We start from the raw sequence: 16,962 nt of genomic DNA on the forward strand, positions 1-16,962 counted from the left end.
AGATACTACTATTTTGAATAGGCTCTTCCTTTCCATTTGTACTCACTAAAAACAGAGATAAAAGCAATATAAACAGTAAAAAAAGGATAGAGGAAGCAACTTAGAAAATATGTCATCAGATGCATGTCTTGTTTAAAAAAACGAGCCGTTTTAAATAGCAATAAAAAATCAATACTAAACTTAATAACTAATAAGTAAGCAAAAATATTTATTGCAATAAGATCTCCAACAACTAAAAGAGGCACAGTTATTACCAGAGCATTCATCAATAAAACATTAAGACCAATAAATTTCGCAAACCAATTTTTATAACTAGTTGTTTTGGAAGCCCAACGAACGCGCTGTGAAATTAATTCCTTAAAATTTTCTTGAGCTGAAGTAAGAACTATTGCTTTATCATTTTTTAAATAATGAGCTCTTTTTGGATACTTGGCTATTACTTTTTGTAATAAGAAAATATCATCTCCGCTAGAGATGTGTGTATTGCCATCAAACCCATTTAACTCCACAAACACCGATTTATCATATGCAAAATTAGCACCATTACATAAAAACGGTTTATCAATACCAAAACCACCAATACCTACGCCTTGTAGACTCAAGAAATCAAGCAATTGAAACTTTTTAAAGAAGGTGTTGGTTTGATAATATGTTACTGGAGCAGCAACACATTTAACATCATGGTTTTGAATGTAAGAATCAAAGGCAAACAACCAATACTTTGGAAGTAAACAATCGGCATCGGTAGTTATAATCCAGTTATACTTTGAGTGTTTTATTGCTTTAGTAATCGCGTCTTTTTTAGGTGCATTAGTTAGTCTTGTGTTATTAATTATAGTAAAGTCTATATTGGTTTTGCCAAGCTTGGTTTGGATTAATTTTACAGAATGATCCATAGATGAATCGTTAACAAAAATAAGTTCATACTTATCAAAAGCGTAGTCTATTTTTAAGATGGAGTCTAATAACTTTGGGAGATGCTTTGCTTCATTTCTAAACGGAATAATAACACTAAAGCAGGTTGTTGATTCATAATCAATAATAATTGTTGTTTTCACTTTGTCAAAACCATAAATAAAAGCACCAATTAAACCAAGGTATAAGATGATAAGAATAATTATTATTACAGAAAGCATTATTGATTGTGATTGTTAGGGAGGTTAAAATTGAGCACATAATAGCTTCCAAATAAACTTGGTAGCACAAAGTTAAATAGCCACATTAAAGTTACAATACTCAATGTAGTGAATTCATTCACACCTACAATTGAAAATAAATAAACAGCAACACTACTTTTAATAACCACATCAAAAATAAAAATCGATGGAACAATTGAAGCTAAAAAGTACATAGAAGAAATAACTACCATCGCATTGAAATAGCTTACAGAGATTCCAAAAAATCGTAAAAAACAGTAAAATTGAAAAGAAAATACCAGATAACGCATCATTGATAATAAAATACCTAAAGCCTTAGTTTTTGTTGAAATACTTCTATAGAAATTTTTGAGTTTTTCTATTGAAAACCCTCTAATTTTTAGTTTGCTTTGTTTCAATCCAAGAAAGGTAAATAAAATGATAATTACGACTATAATTAAAAAGCGAAAGGCTTTAAAATAATCAATATTCAAATCGTATTTAGAGTTAAGTATGCTTAACCCAATAATGCCGAAACTAATTGTGACAAGCATTTGCATGGTATTACCTATTAAATTTAATAACAGTATGGGTTTTCGTTTTTCAAAAGAATAGTATATAGCTTTGGCGCCATATTCACCAATTCGGTTTGGTGTAAATAAAGATGCAGTCAAGGCTCCCAAACTTTGCTCCATTGCATTTTTAATGGAAATGTTTTTAATAGAATTTACCAACACCTTCCACTTTAATATTTCTAAAAACCAGTTTAAAAAGGTTAAAAGCAACAAAAAAATAAGGTTTTTGATTGAAAAAACATTGTTTTCAGTTAAAAACTGAAGAAATGTAGAAAAATCTAAATTATCATTTTCAACAAGTTTTTTATAAATAAAATAAAATGCACCAACTACAATACTTAATTTAATAAGTACAAGAAAGAATTGTTTAGTTTTGTAAGGAAGGCCACCAAAATGCATAGTACAAAATAAACCATTAAAATGATATGATTTCAATTTTTAAAATACAAAAGCCTAATGTATTGATAATATTACTGTTGGTAGGTGTGTTTTCATTTGCACAAAAAGAAACCAATAAATGGAAAGCACAAGTAGCTGTTGGTGTAAACAGCCCGTCACAATCTGGTTTTGTTGAAGAATTTGAAGCACAGTCAATCAATTTTCCTACTGTTAACCTTGGTATTCAACGCATGTTTAAACAACAGTTTGGCGCTAAATTAGATTTTGGGTTTAATCGCTTTTCTAATGCAAATGATTCACCAGAATTTAAAGTTAATTATTCGAGAATAAATGCTCAATTCGTGTACGACCCAACAGAGTCAATAGCATTCTTACCACAACGTGTAGGTTTGGTTACTCACGCTGGACCAGGTTTTACGTTTGTTAAACCTTTAGGTGACTTTGCAAATAATAACATATCTTTTCTAAATGTTATGGCTGGCTTTGAAGTGCATTACGGATTGTCAGAACGCATGTCACTTTATACAGATGTGTCTTATGTACTTGGCTTAGGTAAAGATTTTGATCCCATTACCGAAGGTCTTGGATCGTTTAATGGTAACCTTTTAACACTAACTTTTGGAATTACGTTTTCAATAAGTGGGTGTCAATATTGTTAATGCATGAATAAAGAAAAAATCATATTGGGTATTGATCCTGGAACTACTATTATGGGATTCGGACTTATTCGAGTTGAAGGTAAAACGATGATTTTTCTCCAACTCAATGAACTTGATCTTAAGAAGTACTCAGATCATTACTTGAAACTGAAACTTATCTTCGAGCGCACCATTGAATTAATAGACACTTACCATCCAGATGAAATAGCTATTGAAGCACCTTTTTTCGGAAAAAACGTCCAGAGTATGCTTAAATTAGGTCGTGCTCAAGGTGTCGCTATGGCAGCAGGACTATCACGTGAAATTCCAATTACTGAATATTCGCCTAAGAAGATTAAAATGGCCATCACAGGTAATGGAAACGCCAGTAAAGAGCAAGTGGCTAAAATGCTTCAAAATTTATTGAATTTAAAGAAGTTACCCAAAAACTTGGATGCTACTGATGGTTTAGCAGCAGCTGTTTGTCACTTCTATAACGAAGGTCGAATAGAAGTTGGTAAAAGTTATTCTGGTTGGGCAAGTTTTGTAAAAAAAAATGAGAATCGTGTTAAGAAATAATTTTACGACTATTTTTCTTTAATGTCAGGCATTTACATACATATACCATTTTGCAAACAAGCCTGTCATTATTGTGATTTTCATTTTTCCACGTCTTTGAAAAAACGGGATGCTATGGTAAAAGCTTTAGCCGATGAAATTACATTACGTAAAGAGGAGTTTAAAGCAACTACTGTAGAGACTATTTATTTTGGAGGAGGTACACCAAGCCTTTTGAACACCAAGGAACTTCAGTTTTTAATTGATACCATTTATTATAATTACCAAGTGTCTACTAATCCTGAGATTACGCTTGAAGCAAATCCAGATGATCTTTCTGAAAAGCAAATCCATAGTTTATCAACTTCACCTATAAATAGATTGAGTATTGGCATCCAATCTTTTTTTGAAGCAGATCTAAAGTTGATGAATAGGGCTCATAATGCCCAAGAAGCTAGAACCGTTTTAGCTCAAGCAAATCAATACTTTGATAATATTTCTATTGATTTAATTTATGGCATTCCTGGATTAAGTAACGAACGTTGGCAAAAGAATATTGAGATTGCATTATCGTATCAGGTTCCACATATTTCAAGCTATGCGTTAACTGTAGAGCCTAAAACAGCATTAGAGCGTTTCATAAAAAAGGGAATCATCAATAATGTCGATGACGATAAGGCACATGAGCAATTTCATATGCTTATAGAGACTTTAGAAGTAAATCATTTTATTCATTATGAATTGTCAAATTTTGGTAAAGAAGGGCTCTTCAGTAGAAACAATTCTGCATATTGGCAAGGTAAATTGTACATAGGCATTGGCCCATCTGCGCATTCATTTAATGGTTCTCAACGTAGCTGGAATGTACGCAATAATTCAAAATACATAAAGGCCATAGAAAATAGAACACTTCCACTTGAAATAGAAACATTAACAACTACAGATCGATATAATGAGTATATCATGACTGGTTTACGAACCATTTGGGGCGTATCTTTAGATAAAGTTGGAATAGATTTTGGAATGTCATATAAAAAATATCTTTTGCAACAATCACAGCCCTTTATAAATGAACATTTATTGTATATTGATGGTGAAAAGTTAATGGTTACTAAAAAAGGAAAATTTTTGAGCGATGGTATTGCTTCAGATTTATTTAAGCTTAATTTATAATGCTAACAACGATACAATACAATTCTAAAAAGATACAGATAGATTTATCAAAACCGCTTGATATTTCTATACCAATGCGAGCATCAAAATCTAATGTAAATGCTTGGTATATTGACGAGCCAAAGATTGAACCTGTACAATTAGATGATTGGATTGGGAGCGTGGCTCAAGGTGCCGATGTTAATTTTAATACCATAAAGTTCAATCCGCATGCACATGGCACACATACAGAATGTATTGGTCATATAACTAAAGAATTTTATTCAGTAAATAAACAACTTAAGACCTTCTTCTTTTCTGCTGAAGTGATTTCTCTCGCACCAGAAAAATTTCTTAAGGATTATGTGTTCTCTAAAGCGCAATTACAATTTGCTATTGATAAAAAACGCCCTCAAGCATTGGTTGTAAGAACACTCCCTAATATGAAAGAAAAACTGTCAAGACAGTATTCAAATACGAACTGGCCATATTTTAAAGAAGAAGCCATTGAGTTTTTGGTCAATAAAGGAATAAAACATTTATTGGTTGACTTGCCAAGTATAGATAGAGAACATGATGGTGGTGAATTGCGAGCCCATAAAGCATTTTGGGGTTTTAAAGATAAGCTTCGTAAAGACTGTACGATTACTGAATTTATTTATGTTCAAAATAAAATTAAGGATGGATCATACATGTTAAACCTGCAAATAGCGCCTTTTGAAAACGATGCATCTCCAAGTAAACCTATTTTATATAAGATTATAGCTTAAATTTTTAGCCATACTATTACACAATTATGGAAACATTTTTTATCATTATTATTAGCATATTGGTCACTTTAGCAATTGTTACCTTAGTTAAACAATTAAAAGTAAAAAAGCGAACCAATTCTCAATCAGTCATTCTACTAGATAAAATCAAAAAAGTATGCAAATTTATAACAGTTGAAGGTGATTTTGCCGAAATATATCACTATGAGGATGTTAAAGAACGGTTTTTAAAATTGGTTACTAGTAGAAAAAAGGCATTAGTAGTCATAAATGCAAAAGCACATGTTGGATTTGATTTGTCAAAGATTCAACTTGAATCTAATGTGAAAACGAAAACGGTTAAATTATTTCATTTTCCGCAACCCGAAGTGTTATCTATAGAAACCGATTTGAATTACTATGATAAAAAGGACGGTATGTTCAATAAGTTTGAAGCTTCAGACTTAACTGAATTGCATAATGAAGCTAAGCTTCATATCATGAATAAAGTACCAGAAAGTGGGTTATATGAAATAGCTAAAAAAGAGGCTTTAGAATCGGTATTGCTTATTGAAGCTATTGTAGAAACCATTGGGTGGACGCTAGATTATTCTGCATTAAAAATAGAAGAGAGCGCACCAAAAAAATTAAACTAGTAATGAAACTAAAGCGATTATCAATTTCAAAGTTTTTAAAAAGTAACTGGGTAATAACCCTTACGTCAACGATGATTGGTGTTATCATTGGATTGTATTTAACAAATTACAATGAATCACAAAAATTAGAAGATGATCAAGAAATAGCTTTTGATATGGTTAAACAAGAGCTTAAAAAGAATGATAATGCTTTAAAAGCCTATGATTCAATAAGTCGAATCATGTTTAAAAAGGCGAGTTATGTGTTTTCAAGAATGAATGAAGATTATGAGATTTACATTTCAAAAGACTCCGTTTCCAAGTTCAAAGAAAAATCTAAAGACATCGTCACAGATATAACTGTTGAAGCGGTTCCAAATGACAAAAACAAGGTAAAAGTAAAAGGCGAAATGACTTTAAATGTAGATTCTAAATTAGTGATTCTAGATCTCAATAATATCATTTGGGAGTCTTATAAACAAACCAATTTTTTGAATCTTACAGACTTTGAATGTATTACAGCGCTTGAAGAATTATATCAATTACAAGATAGTTATAACGATGATAATAGAAAATGGGTAAATGCATTTATTAATGGAAGCCTCTTTGAAGGCTATGATGAAATGGTTGAGTTTATGCGGTTATGGGAAAAATTATTAACCATGAATGATATTTTGTTAAACATGTACACTATAAATTCTGAAGAGGTGTCTAATTGCTACTAAGATGAATATTGAAGATTACAGAAATTACTGTATGAAGAAACAGGAAGTGACAGAGCATTTCCCTTTTGATCAAGATACGTTGGTATTTAAAGTGCTTGGAAAAATGTTTGCTTTGGCTTCTTTGAATAAGTGGGAACAAGGTGAAGGTTTTATAAACTTAAAATGTGATCCCAACTATGCTGTAGAGTTGAGAGAAGCCTATAGTAGTATTCAACCAGGTTATCATATGCATAAGAAGCAATGGAATAGTGTTTATATTCATACAGGAGAGCTTGCCACAAAACTAATTTTTGAATTGATCGACCATTCTTATGAAATGGTAGTAAAAGGAATGACCAAAAAAATGAGAGATTCATTATTGTAAAGTAGCTAAAGAAATTTACCTATCATTGCAAAAAACCAAACGATATGAGTGTACTACAAACACTTCAAGAACGAAGCAACAACAGTTGTGAACTATGTTCAGCTACTGATAGGTTGTCTCAATATACCATTCCACCATCATTAAATGAAAATGTAGCTAATGATCTATTGGTTTGTAATACGTGTAAAGATCAAATAGAAGAGCGCGAAGAGATGAATCCAAACCATTGGAGATGTTTAAATGATAGCATGTGGAGCGAACATGTTGCAGTGCAAATAATGGCTTGGCGAATTTTACAACGACTTCGTAGCGAAGGTTGGCCTCAAGATCTTTTGGATATGATGTACCTCAATGATGAAGCATTGGGTCTAGCCAGAGCAACTGGAGAACATGAAGATGAAGTTAATAAGATCATTCATCGTGACTCTAATGGTGTTGTTCTAGAATCTGGTGACGCAGTGGTTTTGGTAAAAGATTTAAAAGTAAAAGGCTCAAGTATGGTTGCTAAGCAAGGTACTGCAGTTAGAAACATTAGATTAGATCGAGAAAATGCTGAATATATTGAAGGTAAAGTCGATGGGCAACAAATTGTCATCATCACACAATATGTAAAGAAACTGTAGGAATTATGTTAGAAATAAGACCAAGTTGCGAAAATTGTAATAAGCCTCTGCCTTTTGATTCTAAAGAGGCTATGATATGCACCTTTGAGTGTACTTATTGTAAAGATTGTGTGGTGTCTGTCTTAGAGTATGTGTGTCCTAATTGTGGAGGCGGTTTTGAAAATCGACCAATTAGACCAGAGCTTCTACTAAAGAAATATCCACCATCAACACTAATAATCCATAAACCAGTAGATGTGATTAAACATCAAGAACGGTTAAAAAACAAATAGATCATGTCATACATTAGAGCATTGATTATAGGTTTAGGTGTTACCTTACTGTTTGCGTGTCAAGAAAAAGCAGAAGTAAATTCACCATCTAAACAATTACAACTTATTATTGACAGTTACGAAGTTCATGAAGGTTACGATAAACAACAATATCCATTGGGTATTTTTACTGAGGCGTATTATAAATCTGAAGCTGAGTTTGCTAAGTTTACATTAGAAGAACTTTCAAAAATTAAAAAAGAAACACTTAGTGAAACAGAACAAATTTCATTACCGCTTTTAAAATTTGTATTACAAGATCGCATAGATTATTATGAGTTTGAAGGTTATCTTAATCCGTTGCTGTCAGATTCAGGTTTTCATAGTAATTTGACGTATGAAGTTAGACCACTAACAAACTACGATCAAGTAAAAATCTATTTGAACAAATTAAATGCAATTCCAGAATTTGTATCTCAAAACCTGGTTAACTTAAGAGAAGGTTTGAAAAAAGGAGTATCACAACCACTAGTTATCTTTAACGGTTATGAGTCTACTTACGATATGCACATTGTAGATAATGTTGAAGATAGTTTTTATTATTCGCCATTTAAAAACTTACCAAATGATTTAAATGAAACTCAAAAAGACTCTGTGTTAAATGCTGCTAGGTTAGCAGTAGAAAGCAATGTTATCCCTCAGTTTAAGCGTATAAAAATATTTTTTGAGACTGAGTATTTACCAAAAACAAGAACGAGTATAGGAGTTTCTGAAACGCCTAATGGAGCAGCATATTATCAAAATAGAATTAACTTTTACACAACAAGCACACACTATACAGCAGATGATATACATCAAATCGGACTTAATGAAGTGGCGCGTATCAGATCAGAGATGAAAACCATCATCAAAGATTTGAATTTTAAAGGAAGCTTTGCAGATTTTTTTCATTTTTTAAGAACTGACAAACAATTTTATGCTGAAACACCAGAAGAACTTTTAATGATTGCTCGTGATATGGCAAAACGAGCAGATGCACAATTACCAAGATTTTTTAAAACGTTACCACGCAAGCCTTACGGTGTGGCACCTGTACCTGAAGCTATAGCTCCAAAATATACTACTGGACGTTACATTGGTACTGAAAAAGAAAGTACAGATCCAGGATATTACTGGGTTAATACATACGATTTGTCTAGTAGAACATTGTATACGATGCCATCATTAACAGTTCATGAGGCTGTTCCAGGTCATCATTTACAAGGGAGTTTAAACAATGAGTTAGGCGATAGTATTCCAAAATTTAGAAGGGATCTATATTTGTCAGCTTACGGTGAAGGATGGGGACTATACTGCGAATTTTTAGCCGAAGAAATGGGAATGTATACGACACCTTATGAACAGTTTGGGAAACTTACTTACGAAATGTGGCGAGCTTGTAGGCTAGTTGTAGATACCGGGATTCATGCAAAAGGATGGACACGAGATCAAGTTATAAACTACATGGCTTCAAATACGGCGTTATCTTTGCACGAAATTAATACAGAAACTGATAGATATATTTCATGGCCAGGACAGGCACTTTCTTATAAAATAGGTGAATTGAAAATTAGGGCGCTAAGACAACAAGCTGAAAAAGAGCTGGGTGCTAGATTTGATATTAGAGAGTTCCATGACGTGATTTTAAGCCAAGGAACAGTAACGCTTGCGCTTTTAGAAGATAGAATCGATCGATATATTAACAATATAAAAGCTAAATAAAGTAATGTAAATTACTGTTTATGTGTTTTTTATCGAATAAAACAAGCCATTTATAATCGAAATCTAACCAATTATACATTTAGTCGAAAATATAGCATGAGCTGTAAATAATTTTAGATATTTATATCATAATAAAATGATTAATAGCACTAAAATTTACAGTTAGATCAACCTTAAATCATGTTATTATGAACCTAGAAATTACACACACAAATAACTTTTTCAAAGTTAAAGGCGCTTTAGATAGACGAAATATTCACCTATTTAAGAGTAAATTCAGAAATATTTTTGATACATCAAGCACAATTACTATTAGTATCGAAGACCTAAGTAGTATAGATAGATATGGTGTTAATGCTATTGCTCAACTTCACAATGAATCTATTGTAAGACAAAAGCGTTTATCAATCATTGGTTTGGGGTGTAAAGAACTTTACGATCATTTTAAAGCTCAAGAACAAGAGACTGCAGCTTAATCAAAGTGCATTTTTTTGATGATTAAAAAAAGCGTCTGCCTGTAATTGCATTAATTCTCTAGCTTTTTTACGCTTGTAATTGTAGAGCTCATCTTCTTCAGCAATATCATTGTAAATCTTATTGTTTAGTGTTTGATCTGTTTTCAAAAGAACCTTTCTCTCATTTACTTTTTGCTCTACCCATGTCTTAACAGCGGTTTCAGCGTCTTCAAGTTTTAAATCGTATTCGCCCTTTGGAGATAAAAGTTTAGCAAATATAGGAGATGTTTCTACTGCAAGAAATAGTAACAAGATAAATAACGATGGTAACCAAGGTAATTCTCCTAATGCATTCACTCGAGCCATTAAACCATCAAACCCGTCAATGATTGGTTGTGAGGTCTTTACTTGCGTAGCATAATCTGTTTTTAGTTGTGCAATTTGATTTTCTTTAGTTGCAATTTTTGTTCTATTATTTGCTTTGAGTTGTTGCAGTTCAGATAAAGTAGCATCGTGCTTCTCTCTTTTTTCCTTATAAACAGGACCTTTTCCTAATAGTTTTGTTCCAGCCGTTCCTTCTGCTTCAGAAATATAAGTATCATAAAGTGCATTGACTTCTGCTTCCTTAGTGATTATTTGTGATTGAAGTGCTTTAATTTCATTTTCAAGCGCTTCTACATTTGGCGTGAATTGTTGGGCGATTTGTGTTTTATTTGCTAGTGTTAATTCATTTTTTTGTTCTAAGAGAACCTGATTGATTTCTTTTTCGAAAATTTTGAGTTCTAATGGTTTAGAAATAACAATTGCTATAATAACTGCTAATATCAATCTTGGTGATGCTTGAATGATCTCATCAATAATATTGTTCCTTTTTTTAATCGTAGAAACAATAAATCGATCAAGGTTGAAAATTAATAATCCCCAAACAAACCCAAATCCTAAAGCAGTATATATGTTATCAAAAACAGTGTAAAGTGCATAACTACATGCTATAAAAGCCATGACTGCAGTAAAAAAAACAGTAGCACCTATACCTGCAAACTTATTTTGTTCGCCTATAGAACAATGCTCTAAAATATCTGTATCAGAGCCTGAGCAAATAATAAAAAACCTTTTTAACATGATGATTAGATTTTGATTGATAAACTATTAGAACGCAAAAAATCTTGTTTTGTTACATTTTTTAATAGAAAGACCCTTCAGTTACAGATTTTACTGAAAGGTCAAGTATAGCCAATAATAATTAGTAATCTTAATCTAGTTTTTCTTTTTAACTTCCTTTATTTCAATAACTTCAATAGGATCACCTTTCGTACCTACATGAATAGGCCTGTTAGACATATAGATAATAGGTTGTTTTGTATCTGTTTTTTGAGCATTGATATGAAGTTTATCATTTTTTTTGATTAGCTGAATAGCTTTGTCAGATGAAATTTCTTTTAGTTTATAATAAAACTTCGCATTCTTCTTGGTCATATCTGTTATAAAATTCAAAGGAGACTTAGGTTCAGGAGGTGTCAATTTTACTTCTTTTAGTTGAGGTGTTTTTGGTGGGTTTGGTACTTCCACAACCTCTATTCTAGTTGGTTGTGGTGCTTTAGGAGGCGCAGGAATTTCTTTAATTTTAACCGCTTTTGGTTCTTGTTTAGGAGGCGCAGGCGCTTCTTTAATTTTAACTACTTTAGGATCTTGTTTTGCAGGCAAAGGTGGTGCTGGCAAGATATTACCTTGTTTTAGCTCTTTTTCAGAAAATGAATTATAGATACGATCCATTCGTTCTTTGAGTAATTTCAACTCTGAATTGTCTTTTTGATCTCCTCGCAAATAGTTTTGAATAGATTCTGAATATACTCGAGACAATGTTCTGTATTCATTTACTTTCGATTTTTGAAAAGTATTTTCAAACCCTTCTTTGGTATACAGACTTAATTGATATGTTTGAGGAAATTCTTCACTACGCGCATTTTTATGAACAAAACTTCCAACATAATGTGAAATGCCATTTGCTGATAATGACTTCAATTTTTCATTTTGGATGGGTTCGCCATCTAACCAGATTGCAAATTCTTTTTCATTTTTCCAAGACTCGAATTGCGATTCAGAAGGTGCTTTAGCTTTAGTGTTTGATAAATCTAAAATTGGGACCTTTGGATACGGTTCAACTATAGCCTTTTGTTTGTCTGACATTGAATTATATATTGATATCATTCTTTCATACTCTGGATAATTTAATTTGTTTGTTCTATTGAATTCTGAAATGAACTCTTGGTAAACATGTATTAAATCGTTAGATACACCTTCAGAATTAGTTGTTTTGTGTTTAGCAGCACCCATTTCTTTTACGACTTGTTTGCGCTCAGTAAAGCTATATAATAGTATAGCTATTAATGGTAAGATTAGAAGACTCCTAATCCATTTTGATGTTTTTGATGTTGATGTTTTCATAATTGTAAATCGTTTTTTAATTGATGAATAATTAATAGCATTTGCCAATTGTTGATCTAAATTCTTTGATGAGAAACTCAGTATAATGTTTTGGTATGTTGACATTTCAATATCATTGTTTAAAACAGAATTATCGGCTAAAAATTCGTGATTGAGTTTGATCTCTTTTTTAAGTAAATAAATAAGAGGGTTAAACCAAAAAACTATTTGTATAAGCTCAATAATAATGATATCAACACTATGTTTCTCTTTGGCATGAGTTTGTTCGTGTAGTAAAACCTCTTTTGGAATTTCGTTGTTTTCAAACCCAGATCTATTCAAAAATATATAGCTAAAAAATGTGTGTGGAACCGTTAAGTTTGCCACTAGCACATTTATAAAATTTCTTGATCTTTGTTTTGGGTTGTTCTTTATTCTATATACAATCTGAAATAAATTTCGGCAAAACTTAAAAAGAAAAATAGCTGATACAAAGATGTAGATTGACCATAAGATTAATCTAGTATAATTTTTTTTTGATAATTCTTGAAGTGTAGTATGATCTGTAAAACTATTTGTTACGGGGATTGTATTATCAAAATTAATTTTTACAGGATCTACGTATTTTATAAATGTTATTGTTGGAATGATAAAAGCCAAGAATATAACACTTAGTAAATATAATCTTTTGAAATTATGAATGCTGGTTTTTTCTAAAAACAGCTTATAGAATATCATAAAGATTGCCAAGCAAGCACTAGATTTTAATAGATAAATAAGCATAGTTATTTCTTTTTGATTTCATGGTCTATTAGCGCTTTCAAATCTTCTAATTCTTCCTTAGACATATCGGTCTCTTTTGTAAAAAAAGAAGCGAATTGACTTGCACTATCATTGAAGAATGTTTTAATAAGTGAGTTTACATGCTTTGAGAAATAGTCTTTTTTCTTTACTAATGGGTAGTACTCCCGTGATTTACCATAAAGTTTGTAAGAGATAAAGCCTTTGTCTGTCATTCGTTTTAATAACGTAGCTACAGTAGTGTTTGCTGGTTTAGGGTCTGGATAAGCATCAAGCAGGTCTTTCATAAAGGCTTTATCTAATCGCCATAAATATTGCATGAGTTGTTCTTCAGTTTTTGATAATTGCATTATTCTACATTTTTAGAATTAACTCTACAAATGTAGAACAAAATTTTTAATTTGCAAATCTCATCGTAATCTATTTTGTTAAAATCCACTATATTTGATAAAAATTACTAGAAAAAGTGCCCACGATGAAGATGTTTAAAACTACTATTATCTGCTTTTTATTATGTTCATTATATTCATACGGACAATCGATTCAAGATATTATTGACGAAGTCGACCTAAGTGAGCTAACGTTGACCGTTAGAGAGTTTTCTGGGGAACAATCTACTGTTGTAGATGGCAATACAGTTACTATCTTAAATAGACAGCAAGCTAATAATGATATTGCAGCTGATTATCTTGTTCAAAAGTTTGAAGCATTAGATAACATTATAATAACGGATCAGCAATTTGATTCTAACGGAAGGAATATCATTGCAACACAGCTAGGTAAAACCAATCCAAACAACATTTATCTTATTTGTGCACATTATGACACTGTAGCAGATTACTGCGCTGATGATAATGCTACAGGTACAGCAGCTGTTTTAGAAGCTGCAAGAATTTTATCAACCCAATGTTTGGATAATACGATTGTTTATGCGTTATGGGATGAAGAAGAAATTGGACTTAATGGGTCATTTTTTTATGCAAATGAAGCTTTTAACAATGGCGATAATATACTAGGCGTGTTAAACTTAGACATGATAGGTTATGATGGTGATGCCCCTGGAACGTCAGGTGACAATGAATTTGATATTGATGTTCAAAATTTTGCGAATTCTGTTGACATGATGAATGATATTATAACTGTACTTAATACGTACTCATTTGATTTAAGTGTGGTTACCGTAAATCCTGGTACTGCCTCAAGTGACCATTCTAGTTTTTGGAGTTTTAATTATAGTGCAGTTCTACTTGGTGAGTCTTGGGAAACCAATGACCAAACACCATTTTATCATACGTCAGCTGATCGGTTTAGTTCGATAGATTTACCTTATTTTCATGAGTTAACAAAACTGGTCACAGCATATATGGCTACAGCTGGCGGATTAGTAAATGTTGATAATAATGTTACACAAACGACAACCATGTTAACGGCAGATCAAACTTCGGCATCCTATCAATGGATCGACTGTAACACAGGGATGCCTATTTCTGGTGAAACAAATCAGTCGTTCGTGCCTAACGTAAATGGTAACTATGCTGTACAAGTCACATCGGGTTTGTGTACGGAGATAAGTGATTGTATTATTTTTGATACGTTAGCTTTAGAAGCATTTTCAGCTACTGAAATAAAAATATTTCCAAACCCGGCAACCTCTCATATTAATGTTGAGTTAAATAATGTTAACGACACCTCTGTCACTTTTGAAGTATTTGACGTTACTGGAAAAATAGTATTACGAAAAAAACCTTCAATTACATCAGCTTCTATAAATGTTAAAGCATTGACGAAAGGGGTTTATTTCTTAAGAGTTACTAATTCTGAAAAAACAGGAACTTATAAAATTGTTAAAGAATAGAATCTTTCTAATGCTTTAACTCAGTGAAATACTTGTAAAATAGTGGAATAGTTTCTATACCTTTAATATAATTCCACACGCCAAAATGTTCATTAGGTGAATGTATGGCATCACTATTCAACCCAAATCCCATCAAGATAGTTTTACTTTTTAATTCCTGCTCAAAAAGCGATACAATAGGAATACTCCCTCCACTTCGTTGAGGTATTGGGGTTTTGCCAAAAGTATCGTGATAAGCTTTAGAAGCAGCCTTATACCCTATACTGTCAATAGGTGTAACATAACCTTGTCCGCCATGATGTGGTGTTACTTTCACTCTAACACCTTTTGGAGCAATGCTTTCAAAGTGAGTTTTAAATAATTGTGTAATCTCTTCCCAATCTTGATGTGGTACTAATCGCATCGAAATTTTAGCAAAGGCTTGACTTGCAATTACAGTTTTTGCACCTTCACCAGTGTAACCTCCCCAAATACCATTAACATCTAGTGTTGGTCGAATAGAATTACGTTCGTTAGTTGTATAGCCTTCTTCACCATAAACAGCATCGATATCTAAAGCTTTTTTATAATTTTCCAGAGAAAAAGGCGCTTTTGCCATTTCAGCCCTTTCTTTTTTAGAAAGTTCTTCTACCTTATCATAAAAGCCAGAAATTGTGATCCGATTATTTTCATCATGTAATGAAGCTATCATTTTAGTAATAATATTTATAGGATTAGCGACAGCACCACCATACAATCCAGAATGTAAATCTCTATTAGGTCCTGTTACTTCAACTTCAACATAGCTTAATCCTCGTAATCCAGTAGTTATCGAAGGGACATCTTTGGCAATCATTCCTGTATCAGAAATTAGAATAACATCATTTTTTAATTTTTCCTGATTGGTTTTTACAAATTTTGATAGATTGACACTACCAACTTCTTCTTCGCCTTCAATCATAAATTTAACATTACATGGCAATTGGTTAGTAGATGTCATAAACTCCATAGCTTTAACATGCATATACATTTGTCCTTTGTCATCACAAGCTCCTCGAGCAAAAATAGCACCTTCAGGATGAATATCTGTTTTTTTAATTACAGGTTCATATGGAGGCGAATGCCATAATTCTAATGGATCTGCTGGTTGCACATCGTAATGCCCATAAACTAAAACAGTAGGCAATTCTGTGTCTATTATTTTTTCGCCATATACTATAGGAAAGCCTTCTGTTTCACAAACTTCAACATGATCACAACCTGCTTTTAATAAGCTTTGTTTGATTATATCTGCTGTTTTGAATACATGTTCTTTAAACGCAGGATCAGCACTTACAGAAGGTATTTTTAAAAGTTCAATTAATTCGTTTAAAAAACGATCTTTATGTTCTTCTATATAAGATTGGATATGTTGCATGAAATGAAGTTTTTTGAAATTCATTCAAAAATACGAAAATGAGCGCTATTTTTTCCTAATTAAAGTTATTTGAATATTGAAACTATTGTTTATATTTGCATCCCAATATTTATTGGAAAGTTGCAGGTGTGGTGGAATTGGTAGACACGCTAGACTTAGGATTTAACCTAATTATTAGTGTTAAAAAAAATAAAATGCAGGCGTGGTGGAATTGGTAGACACGTTAGACTTAGGATCTAATGCCGCGAGGTGTGCGAGTTCGAGTCTCGCCGCCTGTACAAAAGTCGAAGAGAAATCTTCGGCTTTTTTTATTTAAAATAAGCTCGGAAAAATGTTTGGGTACAACATAGGTACAACATTTTGTTTCTTTTTGTCCATTTAATAGTATTTGATATAGTTTGATTTCTTTTGGTAGAATGGAAAAAAACTTTGTTACTCTTTTTCAGAACGGTATCAATTCTTTTT

The 16,962-nt window shown here is 32.1% G+C and carries 18 protein-coding genes and 1 tRNA gene; 13 read left to right on the forward strand and 6 right to left on the reverse strand.

The annotated features are described in order from the left end of the window. Nucleotides 1–8 precede the first annotated feature (8 nt). Together Q0876_RS07115 and Q0876_RS07120 are read right to left on the reverse strand one after the other, a co-directional pair. Complete coding sequence (locus tag Q0876_RS07115; protein ID WP_299225566.1) at nucleotides 9–1,136, reverse strand: glycosyltransferase; 1,128 nt, start codon at nucleotides 1,134–1,136, stop codon at nucleotides 9–11. Beyond that, a complete protein-coding gene (locus tag Q0876_RS07120; protein ID WP_299225568.1) occupies nucleotides 1,136–2,146 on the reverse strand; it encodes a lysylphosphatidylglycerol synthase domain-containing protein in 1,011 nt (336 codons plus the stop codon). Before Q0876_RS07120 ends, Q0876_RS07115 begins: the two co-directional genes overlap by 1 nt. Between Q0876_RS07120 and Q0876_RS07125 the strand changes: the two genes are divergently transcribed. The 11 genes from Q0876_RS07125 (at nucleotide 2,137) to Q0876_RS07175 (ending at nucleotide 10,042) form a co-directional block, all read left to right on the forward strand. Then, entirely contained in the window at nucleotides 2,137–2,769 is a 633-nt protein-coding gene (locus Q0876_RS07125; RefSeq protein ID WP_299225570.1) for a cell envelope biogenesis protein OmpA, read from the forward strand. The genes Q0876_RS07120 and Q0876_RS07125 overlap by 10 nt on opposite strands. Nucleotides 2,770–2,772: 3 nt before the next feature. Next, entirely contained in the window at nucleotides 2,773–3,327 is a 555-nt protein-coding gene (gene ruvC / locus Q0876_RS07130) for a crossover junction endodeoxyribonuclease RuvC (RefSeq protein WP_299225572.1), read from the forward strand. A gap of 21 nt (nucleotides 3,328–3,348) precedes the next feature. Then, on the forward strand, nucleotides 3,349–4,479 hold the full coding sequence (gene hemW / locus Q0876_RS07135) for a radical SAM family heme chaperone HemW (protein WP_299225574.1): 1,131 nt from the start codon (nucleotides 3,349–3,351) through the stop codon (nucleotides 4,477–4,479). After that, nucleotides 4,479–5,228: a cyclase family protein gene (locus tag Q0876_RS07140; RefSeq protein WP_299225576.1), complete on the forward strand. Its 750-nt coding sequence runs from the start codon at nucleotides 4,479–4,481 to the stop codon at nucleotides 5,226–5,228. The genes hemW and Q0876_RS07140 overlap by 1 nt, the downstream gene beginning before the upstream one ends. A gap of 26 nt (nucleotides 5,229–5,254) precedes the next feature. Then, a complete protein-coding gene (locus Q0876_RS07145; protein ID WP_299225578.1) occupies nucleotides 5,255–5,863 on the forward strand; it encodes a DUF4230 domain-containing protein in 609 nt (202 codons plus the stop codon). Nucleotides 5,864–5,865: 2 nt separating this feature from the next. After that, nucleotides 5,866–6,567, forward strand: coding sequence for a hypothetical protein (locus Q0876_RS07150; RefSeq protein ID WP_299225580.1), 702 nt, complete (start codon nucleotides 5,866–5,868; stop codon nucleotides 6,565–6,567). A 1-nt stretch (nucleotide 6,568) separates the two neighbouring features. Continuing rightward, the gene (locus Q0876_RS07155) at nucleotides 6,569–6,931 is read left to right on the forward strand and encodes an MmcQ/YjbR family DNA-binding protein (protein ID WP_299225582.1); all 363 of its coding nucleotides are present in this window, start codon (nucleotides 6,569–6,571) and stop codon (nucleotides 6,929–6,931) included. A 44-nt stretch (nucleotides 6,932–6,975) separates the two neighbouring features. Beyond that, nucleotides 6,976–7,554 (forward strand): alkylphosphonate utilization protein, encoded by a 579-nt coding sequence (locus tag Q0876_RS07160; RefSeq protein WP_299225584.1) that lies wholly within the window; start codon nucleotides 6,976–6,978, stop codon nucleotides 7,552–7,554. Nucleotides 7,555–7,559: 5 nt separating this feature from the next. Beyond that, entirely contained in the window at nucleotides 7,560–7,826 is a 267-nt protein-coding gene (locus tag Q0876_RS07165) for a DUF1272 domain-containing protein (RefSeq protein WP_299225586.1), read from the forward strand. A 3-nt stretch (nucleotides 7,827–7,829) separates the two neighbouring features. Beyond that, complete coding sequence (locus Q0876_RS07170; RefSeq protein ID WP_299225588.1) at nucleotides 7,830–9,566, forward strand: DUF885 family protein; 1,737 nt, start codon at nucleotides 7,830–7,832, stop codon at nucleotides 9,564–9,566. A 188-nt stretch (nucleotides 9,567–9,754) separates the two neighbouring features. Next, nucleotides 9,755–10,042 (forward strand): STAS domain-containing protein, encoded by a 288-nt coding sequence (locus Q0876_RS07175; protein WP_299225590.1) that lies wholly within the window; start codon nucleotides 9,755–9,757, stop codon nucleotides 10,040–10,042. On the opposite strand, the gene Q0876_RS07180 is transcribed toward Q0876_RS07175, so the two are convergent. The 3 genes from Q0876_RS07180 to Q0876_RS07190 form a co-directional block, all read right to left on the reverse strand. Further along, nucleotides 10,043–11,143 carry a DUF4407 domain-containing protein gene (locus tag Q0876_RS07180; RefSeq protein WP_299225593.1) on the reverse strand — a complete coding sequence of 367 codons (1,101 nt, stop codon included), beginning with the start codon at nucleotides 11,141–11,143 and terminating at the stop codon, nucleotides 10,043–10,045. It lies immediately after the preceding gene. A gap of 135 nt (nucleotides 11,144–11,278) precedes the next feature. Beyond that, nucleotides 11,279–13,105 (reverse strand): M56 family metallopeptidase, encoded by a 1,827-nt coding sequence (locus tag Q0876_RS07185; RefSeq protein WP_299225595.1) that lies wholly within the window; start codon nucleotides 13,103–13,105, stop codon nucleotides 11,279–11,281. Nucleotides 13,106–13,230: 125 nt separating this feature from the next. After that, nucleotides 13,231–13,596, reverse strand: coding sequence for a BlaI/MecI/CopY family transcriptional regulator (locus tag Q0876_RS07190; RefSeq protein WP_299225597.1), 366 nt, complete (start codon nucleotides 13,594–13,596; stop codon nucleotides 13,231–13,233). Nucleotides 13,597–13,721: 125 nt separating this feature from the next. On the opposite strand from Q0876_RS07190, the gene Q0876_RS07195 reads away from it, so the two are divergent. Continuing rightward, a complete protein-coding gene (locus Q0876_RS07195; protein ID WP_299225598.1) occupies nucleotides 13,722–15,101 on the forward strand; it encodes a M28 family peptidase in 1,380 nt (459 codons plus the stop codon). A 7-nt stretch (nucleotides 15,102–15,108) separates the two neighbouring features. On the opposite strand, the gene Q0876_RS07200 is transcribed toward Q0876_RS07195, so the two are convergent. Continuing rightward, nucleotides 15,109–16,497, reverse strand: a complete 1,389-nt coding sequence (locus Q0876_RS07200) for a dipeptidase (RefSeq protein ID WP_299225600.1) — start codon at nucleotides 16,495–16,497, stop codon at nucleotides 15,109–15,111. 196 nt (nucleotides 16,498–16,693) lie between these two features. Between Q0876_RS07200 and Q0876_RS07205 the strand changes: the two genes are divergently transcribed. After that, nucleotides 16,694–16,775 (forward strand) — tRNA-Leu (locus Q0876_RS07205). Nucleotides 16,776–16,962: the final 187 nt, after the last annotated feature.

The sequence above is a fragment of the uncultured Psychroserpens sp. genome (assembly GCF_947503375.1).
Lineage (GTDB): Bacteria > Bacteroidota > Bacteroidia > Flavobacteriales > Flavobacteriaceae > Psychroserpens.

Excerpts from the sequence above, each read along its gene's own strand:
- Q0876_RS07115 (WP_299225566.1), bottom strand. The coding sequence starts at position 1,136 with ATGCTTTCTGTAATAATAATTATTCTTATCATCTTATACCTTGGTTTA.
- Q0876_RS07125 (WP_299225570.1), top strand. The coding sequence starts at position 2,137 with ATGATTTCAATTTTTAAAATACAAAAGCCTAATGTATTGATAATATTA.
- ruvC (WP_299225572.1), top strand. The coding sequence starts at position 2,773 with ATGAATAAAGAAAAAATCATATTGGGTATTGATCCTGGAACTACTATT.
- hemW (WP_299225574.1), top strand. The coding sequence starts at position 3,349 with ATGTCAGGCATTTACATACATATACCATTTTGCAAACAAGCCTGTCAT.
- Q0876_RS07140 (WP_299225576.1), top strand. The coding sequence starts at position 4,479 with ATGCTAACAACGATACAATACAATTCTAAAAAGATACAGATAGATTTA.
- Q0876_RS07145 (WP_299225578.1), top strand. The coding sequence starts at position 5,255 with ATGGAAACATTTTTTATCATTATTATTAGCATATTGGTCACTTTAGCA.
- Q0876_RS07150 (WP_299225580.1), top strand. The coding sequence starts at position 5,866 with ATGAAACTAAAGCGATTATCAATTTCAAAGTTTTTAAAAAGTAACTGG.
- Q0876_RS07155 (WP_299225582.1), top strand. The coding sequence starts at position 6,569 with ATGAATATTGAAGATTACAGAAATTACTGTATGAAGAAACAGGAAGTG.
- Q0876_RS07160 (WP_299225584.1), top strand. The coding sequence starts at position 6,976 with ATGAGTGTACTACAAACACTTCAAGAACGAAGCAACAACAGTTGTGAA.
- Q0876_RS07165 (WP_299225586.1), top strand. The coding sequence starts at position 7,560 with ATGTTAGAAATAAGACCAAGTTGCGAAAATTGTAATAAGCCTCTGCCT.
- Q0876_RS07170 (WP_299225588.1), top strand. The coding sequence starts at position 7,830 with ATGTCATACATTAGAGCATTGATTATAGGTTTAGGTGTTACCTTACTG.
- Q0876_RS07175 (WP_299225590.1), top strand. The coding sequence starts at position 9,755 with ATGAACCTAGAAATTACACACACAAATAACTTTTTCAAAGTTAAAGGC.
- Q0876_RS07180 (WP_299225593.1), bottom strand. The coding sequence starts at position 11,143 with ATGTTAAAAAGGTTTTTTATTATTTGCTCAGGCTCTGATACAGATATT.
- Q0876_RS07190 (WP_299225597.1), bottom strand. The coding sequence starts at position 13,596 with ATGCAATTATCAAAAACTGAAGAACAACTCATGCAATATTTATGGCGA.
- Q0876_RS07195 (WP_299225598.1), top strand. The coding sequence starts at position 13,722 with ATGAAGATGTTTAAAACTACTATTATCTGCTTTTTATTATGTTCATTA.
- Q0876_RS07200 (WP_299225600.1), bottom strand. The coding sequence starts at position 16,497 with ATGCAACATATCCAATCTTATATAGAAGAACATAAAGATCGTTTTTTA.